The sequence below is a fragment of the Catenulispora pinisilvae genome (assembly GCF_015356865.1).
In the GTDB taxonomy this organism is placed as follows: domain Bacteria; phylum Actinomycetota; class Actinomycetes; order Streptomycetales; family Catenulisporaceae; genus Catenulispora; species Catenulispora pinisilvae.
In genome coordinates, this window is sequence record NZ_JAAFZA010000064.1 from 40,013 (window position 1) to 46,644 (window position 6,632).

General features: G+C 70.5%; 5 protein-coding genes and 1 tRNA gene. 4 read left to right on the top strand and 2 right to left on the bottom strand.

Annotation, left to right across the window (positions count from 1 at the left end; genetic code table 11):
• Positions 1-41: 41 nt before the first annotated feature.
• Entirely contained in the window at positions 42-926 is an 885-nt protein-coding gene (locus IZR01_RS19435) for an alpha/beta fold hydrolase (RefSeq protein ID WP_194924645.1), read from the bottom strand.
• A gap of 136 nt (positions 927-1,062) precedes the next feature.
• Here IZR01_RS19435 and IZR01_RS19440 point away from each other — a divergent pair.
• A tRNA-Met gene (locus tag IZR01_RS19440) sits at positions 1,063-1,136 on the top strand.
• 55 nt (positions 1,137-1,191) lie between these two features.
• Positions 1,192-1,701 carry a MarR family winged helix-turn-helix transcriptional regulator gene (locus IZR01_RS19445; RefSeq protein WP_228559790.1) on the top strand — a complete coding sequence of 170 codons (510 nt, stop codon included), beginning with the start codon at positions 1,192-1,194 and terminating at the stop codon, positions 1,699-1,701.
• Between the two features lie 84 nt (positions 1,702-1,785).
• On the opposite strand, the gene IZR01_RS19450 is transcribed toward IZR01_RS19445, so the two are convergent.
• Entirely contained in the window at positions 1,786-2,871 is a 1,086-nt protein-coding gene (locus IZR01_RS19450; protein ID WP_194924646.1) for an NAD(P)/FAD-dependent oxidoreductase, read from the bottom strand.
• Positions 2,872-3,164: 293 nt separating this feature from the next.
• Here IZR01_RS19450 and IZR01_RS19455 point away from each other — a divergent pair, with 293 nt between their 5' ends.
• Positions 3,165-4,001 (top strand): ABC transporter ATP-binding protein, encoded by an 837-nt coding sequence (locus tag IZR01_RS19455; RefSeq protein ID WP_194924647.1) that lies wholly within the window; start codon positions 3,165-3,167, stop codon positions 3,999-4,001.
• Between the two features lie 23 nt (positions 4,002-4,024).
• The gene (locus tag IZR01_RS19460) at positions 4,025-6,586 is read left to right on the top strand and encodes an ABC transporter permease (protein WP_194924648.1); all 2,562 of its coding nucleotides are present in this window, start codon (positions 4,025-4,027) and stop codon (positions 6,584-6,586) included.
• Positions 6,587-6,632 lie beyond the last annotated feature (46 nt).

Consider the following 6,632-nt stretch of genomic DNA (forward strand, 5'->3'; position numbering starts at 1 on the left):
TCGGACCCGGCCCGGCCTCCGATCGAGATCGGGGCGTCTGCCTACCGCAGTGCCCTGACCGCCTCGGCGACCGCGGCGATCCCGCGGTCGCCGAGCAAGATCGAATAGTGGTTGGTACCGGGGACGAAGCGCACGTCCACCCCGGCGTCGGCGAGCTTGGCCGCCGCCACGGTCTGGGGGGAGTAGAGCCCGACGGGCTCGTTCAGCAGGCCCCGCTCGGCGTGCAGGAAGACCGCGGGCACCGGCAGCCGGTGGATCGCCCCGACCACCTCAGTGTTCTGCAACTCGTCCGCGGCGTCGTCCCGGATCGCGTCCAGGACGCAGGAGGACCGCAGCTCCGGCTCGGTACCGATGATGTCGCGCTCCTGATACGCCTCGACGGCCGGCGAGTACACGTCCACCAGCGAGGGGTGGTTGCGCCAGGGCGCCAGGAACTCCTCCCGGCTGGCGAAGACCGTCCGCAGCTTGGCCATCGCCGGGCCGAGCAGGGCGTCCAGCAGGTGGTCCAGGTCGGTGCCCGCGGGCAGCGGGAAGCCCAGGCCGCCGTCGACGAGCACCGCGCCGCCGAACCGCTCCGGATGCCGCACCGCCGCGGCCGCGACCACCCAGCCGCCCATCGAGTGGCCCAGCAGCGTGGCCCGCTCCACGCCCAGGTGGTCCAGGGTGCGCACCAGGTCGTCGGCGTGCGCGGCCATCGAGTACGGGCCGCCGACCTCGCGGGAGTGCCCGCGGCCGCGCAGGTCCGGGGCGATGAAGTCGGTCTCCGGCAGGGCCTCGGCCATCGGCGCCCAGGCCAGTCCGTTGGCGGTGATGCCGTGCGCGGCGATCACGGTCGGCGCCTGGTCGGCTACCTCGGGTGCTGACCAACGGGTCACGGCGTACGAACCCGCGCCTGTCGGGAACTGGATCTCCACGCTCTGTCGCATCCCGCCAGGCTTTCGGTTGTCGATCGGCTTGGCAATGGGGCGCGGTGCCATATTCCGCCTGCCGGGTATGGGGCCCCGTTGAATAACGCGTCTGGTGGTAGCGAAGAGGTGTTACACTAGCGATGAAGCAAAACGGCGCGGGGTGGAGCAGCTCGGTAGCTCGCTGGGCTCATAACCCAGAGGTCGCAGGTTCAAATCCTGTCCCCGCTACTAAACGAGGCCCCTCAGATCCTGAGGGGCCTCGCGTTCTTATGCGGGAGCCGAGATGGTGCGCGAACCAGAAGCCGACATGAGCGTGGTCACCGCCCTCGTCCGCTCGGCATTCCTGGTCGACGCCACCTACGAGCACGTGGCCCGCAAGCACCAGCTCACCTCCCAGCAGGGCCAGTTGCTCTGCGTCCTGATGGGCAAGCCCGAAGAGGGCTTCGGGATGGGCGAGCTGGTCCGCATCCTGGGCCTGGCCAAGTCCAGCCTCACCGGCCTGGTGGACCGCTCGCTGCGCCGCGGCCTGGTCCGGCGGGAGGCCGACAGCACGGACGGCCGCGCGGTCCGCGTGTATCTCACTCCGGAAGGCGACAAGCTCGCCGAGGAGTTCTACAACGAGACCGTCGCCCAGGTCGCCGAGCTGCCGACCATGCTCTCGGAGCAGGAACAGGCCCAGCTGGCCGAACTGCTCGGGCGGCTGGTGTTCGGGAATCAGGTGCCTGTCGTGTTCGGTGATGATCACCCGTGTATGAAGTCCGGCGAGGACTGTCCCGACGCCGCACAGGACTGAGCCCGGCCAGGACGACCCCGGCCGGGCCTTTTGCACTGAGCCTTTCGTGCTGTGTCTTTCGCACTGAGCGTTTCGCGCTGTGCCTCAGATGTTGAACAGCTCTTGGAAGTGCCCGAGCATCATCTCCGCGCCCTTCATCTGGATCACGGTCTCCTTCGGCACCTGGAACGCCGCCCCTTCGTCGTTCGGGAACTGCCCGACCCCTCCGGTCGGCCCCAGCGGCACCAGCCCCACCTTGATGGGCAGCGGTGTGTGCGCCGCGGCCGGCTCCTCGCCCTTGGCGTGCGCGAGGATGTTCGCCGCCACGACCTCGGCGTGCCGCAGCGCCCAGCCGGCCATCTTCGTCTCCGGCACGTCGGTGATGTCGCCGAGGGCGTAGACGGTGTCGTGGCCTTCGACGGTCAGCCGCTCGGTGACCCTCACCTGCCCCTGCTCGTTGCGCGGGACCGCGCCGTCCAGGAAGTCGGTGTGGATACGGGAACCGTGGGCGCGGAACCAGATGTCCGCGGTGAGCCGGTCACCGGCCCGGTCGGTCACGGTGAACTCCCCGGCGACGCCCGGCGCCGGGGCCGGGCCGGCGGTCAGGCCGACGCCCAGCCGCAGCTCGATCCCCAGCTCGTCGAGCTGCCCGCGCAGGTCCGCGACCAGTTCCGGGAGGAAGCCGGGCAGCAGCTCGGCGGCCGGGTCGACGATCGTCACCCGCTTGTCCGGCCAGGTCGTGGCGATCTCGCCGGCCAGCTCCAGACCGACCGGTCCGGCGCCGAGGATCAGGACCCGATCGGAGCCGGCGAGTTCCTTGTGCGCGTTGCGCAGCGCGTCCAGGGCGGCCGAGGCGACATCAGTGTCCATCTTCGCCGGAAAGGCGTAGGACGACCCCGAGGCCAGCACCACGTAGTCGGCGTCCACCCGGTCGCCCGAGGCGAGCCTCACGCCCCGCGGGTCCACGCCGACCGCGCGGTCGCGGACCACGGTGCCGTTCTTCATCAGCGTCCCGTAGGGGAAGAAGATGTTCTCGGCCCAGTCCGGGCGGACCAGCGCGCGCAACGCGGCGGCGCTGTGCACGAAGGCGTCCTTCGGGTCGATCAGGACCACGTCGAGGTCCGCGTCCAGGATCTTGGCGACCTTCGCCCCGCCGTAACCGCCGCCGACGATCGCAACCTTCTTATGCATGGGAGCCGTCCCCTCGCGGCGGGTCCGGACCGCCGCCACAGTCGTTCGCAACACGAACGGATTCGTTCGCGTTGCGAACCATAGTCGGTCCGTGAGTCGTTCGCAATGCGTACCAACCGCCTGGCCAGCGCTGGGTTACGTACCCTAAGAGCAGGCCAGTAGCGGAGCGGTGGGGTTAACCCCACCGTCGGACACCTGTTGGCTCCGTGGCGATGCCCGCGCTGCGGCTGGCAGCCTTAACGACGTCGATCGACAACCGACCAGCTCCGCTGAAGCCATCTGAGGGGAAGATCATGACAACGGCAGCACAGGCCGCGGTCACCTACCGCACCGTCGGCACCGCCGCCCGCGCGCAGGCCGTGACCAAGCGCTACGGCCAGGGCGAGACCGCGGTCACCGCGCTGGACCAGGTCGACGTCGACATCGAGCGGGGCCGGTTCACCGCGATCATGGGACCGTCCGGTTCCGGCAAGTCCACGCTGATGCACTGCCTGGCCGGCCTGGACGCGGTCAGCTCCGGCAAGATCTGGATCTACGGCCGGGACGGCGTGGCCAGCGAGCTGACCTCGATGAAGGACAAGCAGCTGACCAACCTGCGCCGGGACCGGATCGGGTTCATCTTCCAGGCGTTCAACCTGCTGCCCACGCTGAACGCGGCGGAGAACATCACGCTGCCGATGGACATCGCCGGCCGCAAGCCGAACAAGGCCTGGCTGGACCGGGTGATCGGCACCGTCGGGCTCGCCGACCGGCTCAAGCACCGGCCCAGCGAGCTCTCCGGCGGCCAGCAGCAGCGGGTCGCCGTGGCCCGGGCCCTGGCCGGCCAGCCGGAGATCATCTTCGGCGACGAGCCCACCGGCAACCTGGACTCCCGCAGCGGCGCCGAGGTGCTCGGCTTCCTGCGCCGCTCGGTCGACGAGCTGGGCCAGACCTTCGTCATGGTCACCCACGACCCGTCCGCGGCCGCCTACGCCGACCGCGTGCTGTTCCTGGCCGACGGCCGGATCGTCGACGACATGACCGTGCCGACCGCCGACAAGGTCCTGGACCGGATGCGGCAGTTCGACTCGCACGGCCACAACCCCTTCGGCCACGACCCGCGCGGCGGCGACGCCGCTGCCCAGCGCTGACGCGGGCGGAGGGGGAATCCATCATGTGGAAGGCATCTCGCCGCAACTTCTTCGCGCACAAGGGCCGGCTCTCACTGTCCTTGATCGCCGTCGTGCTGAGCGTGGCGTTCGTCACCGGCACCCTGATGTTCACCTCGACCATCACCACCACCTTCAACCGGCTGTTCGCCACCACCGCCTCCGACGTCGCGGTGTCGCCCCAGGTGGACAAGGACGCGCCGCCCGGAGCCCCGGAGCAGACCGTCCCGGCGTCCCTGCTGGGGACCATCAAGGCGATGCCCGGCGTGCAGGCCGTCTACGGTGACATCAGCACCGACCGGCTGGCCGTGGTCGGCCCGGACAACAAGTCGATCTCCAACTCGGCCGGCGGCCCGACCATCGGTGCCAACTGGTACCCCACGCCGCACCCGGCGGTGGACCTGACCTCCGGCCGGGCTCCGTCCGGCCCCGGCGACGTGGTCGTCGACGCCGACACCGCGGCCAAGAAGCACCTGACGCTCGGCTCGCCGCTGCGCATCGTGACCGGCAGCGACGCCGGCAGCTTCCAGGCCACCGTCAGCGGTATCGCGACCTTCCGGACCACCAACCCCGGCGAGTCGCTGTTCTACTTCGACACGAACACCGCGCAGACCAAGCTGCTCGGCCAGACCGGCGTCTACACCGGGGTGAACCTCGATGCCAGGCCCGGGACCTCCGACGACACGCTCAAGGCCGAGGTGTCCGGCAAGCTCGGCCCCGGCTACGACGTGAAGACCCGGGCCGAGCAGGAGGCCGACGGCCGCAACAGTGTGGGCTTCATCGGCTTCATGAAGTACGTGATGCTCGGCTTCGCCGGGATCTCGCTGATGGTCGGCGCGTTCCTGATCGTCAACACCTTCCAGATGCTCGTCGCCCAGCGCACCCGGGAGTTGGGCCTGCTGCGGGCGCTGGGCGCCAGCCGCCGGCAGATCAACCGCTCGGTCCGGCTCGAAGCGCTGATGCTCGGCGTCATCGGCGCCACCCTGGGCATCGCCGCCGGAGCCGGGCTGGCCTACGGCCTGATCGCGGTGATGAACGGCGTCGGCATGAACCTTCAGTCCTCGGACATGTCGGTGACGGTGTCCTCGGTGATCGCCGGCTACGCGGTCGGGGTGGTGGTCACCCTGCTCGCGGCCTGGATCCCGGCCCGGCGCGCGGCCCGGATCACCCCGATGGCGGCGCTGCGCGACGCCGGGACGCCGGGGGACCGGCGGTCCTCCCGGATTCGCAACGGCATCGGCCTGGTGATCGGCGCCGGCGGCGCGGCGGCGCTGATCGGGGGCGCGGCCAGCGGCGCCACCGCGACCGGCGGGCTGCTGCTGGGCCTGGGCGTGCTGGTCACTCTGGTCGGCGCGATCCTGCTCGGCCCGCTGCTGGCCGGTGTGGTGATCCGGGTGCTCGGCGTCTGGATGCCGGCCGCCTTCGGCTCGGTCGGCACCATGGCGCAGCGCAACGCCCTGCGGAACCCGCGCCGCACCGGCGCCACCGCCGCGGCCCTGATGATCGGGCTGTCGCTGGTGTCCGGGATGGCCGTGGTCGGCTCCTCGCTGGTGACCTCGGCCAGCGCTGAGATGGACCGCAGCGTCGGCGCGGACTACATCATCACCAGCAACGGCGGCCTGGTGATCACCCCCGAGGCGCTGGCCCAGGCCCAGGCCACACCGGGACTGGCGCACGTCACGGAGAACAAGTTCCTGAACGCCGACGTCTCCGGCACGTCGGGCCAGGGCAAGATCGAGTTCGCGGCCGCCTCGCCGACCATGACCCAGGACTTCGACGCCGGGACCACCGCCGGTTCGATGGCCGACGTGTTCAGCAAGGAAGGCATCGCGATCCCGCAGACCGAGGCCAAGTCCCGGAACGCGACCATCGGCTCGGTCCTGACCGTCGCCTTCCACGGCGGCACCCCGGTCAAGCTGCCGGTCCTGGCCATCATCAGCGACAAGACGGTGTTCAACCACGGTGCCGGCTACGTCTCGCTGGCCACCCTGGGCAAGTCGGTGCCGGCCGCGGCGCAGCCGCAGGACACGATGCTCTTCGCCAAGGCCGACAAGGGCCAGCAGAACCAGGCCTACGCCGCGCTCAAGGACCGGCTCGCCCCCTTCCCGCAGGTGACGGTGAAGAGCCAGACCGACTACAAGAAGCTGATCCAGGACCAGGTCGGCGGCGTGCTGAACATGGTCTACGGGCTGCTCGGCCTGGCGATCGTGGTCGCCATCCTCGGTGTGGTCAACACCCTGGCCCTGTCGGTGGTGGAGCGCACCCGGGAGATCGGTTTGATCCGGGCGATCGGGATGGGCCGCCGCAAGACCCGCCGGATGATCCGGCTGGAGTCGGTGGTGATAGCGCTGTTCGGCGCGGCCCTGGGGGTCGGTCTGGGTCTGGCCTGGGGCGTTGCCGCTCAGCGGGTCCTGTCCGGGATCGGTATCAGCACCCTGGCGATCCCGGTCACCACCATCGTGGCGGTGTTCATCGGGGCCGCGGTGGTCGGCCTGCTGGCCGCCCTGGCCCCGTCCTTCCGGGCCTCGCGGATGAACGTGCTGCGGGCGATCGCGGCCGACGGCTGAGGCCTCGCGCCGCTCGTAGCCGGGGGGATACGGGGCGAGGGGGGAC

Coding starts and splice junctions, on each gene's coding strand:
- IZR01_RS19450 (WP_194924646.1), bottom strand. CDS start 2,871: ATGCATAAGAAGGTTGCGATCGTCGGCGGCGGTTACGGCGGGGCGAAG.
- IZR01_RS19460 (WP_194924648.1), top strand. CDS start 4,025: ATGTGGAAGGCATCTCGCCGCAACTTCTTCGCGCACAAGGGCCGGCTC.
- IZR01_RS19445 (WP_228559790.1), top strand. CDS start 1,192: ATGGTGCGCGAACCAGAAGCCGACATGAGCGTGGTCACCGCCCTCGTC.
- IZR01_RS19435 (WP_194924645.1), bottom strand. CDS start 926: ATGCGACAGAGCGTGGAGATCCAGTTCCCGACAGGCGCGGGTTCGTAC.
- IZR01_RS19455 (WP_194924647.1), top strand. CDS start 3,165: ATGACAACGGCAGCACAGGCCGCGGTCACCTACCGCACCGTCGGCACC.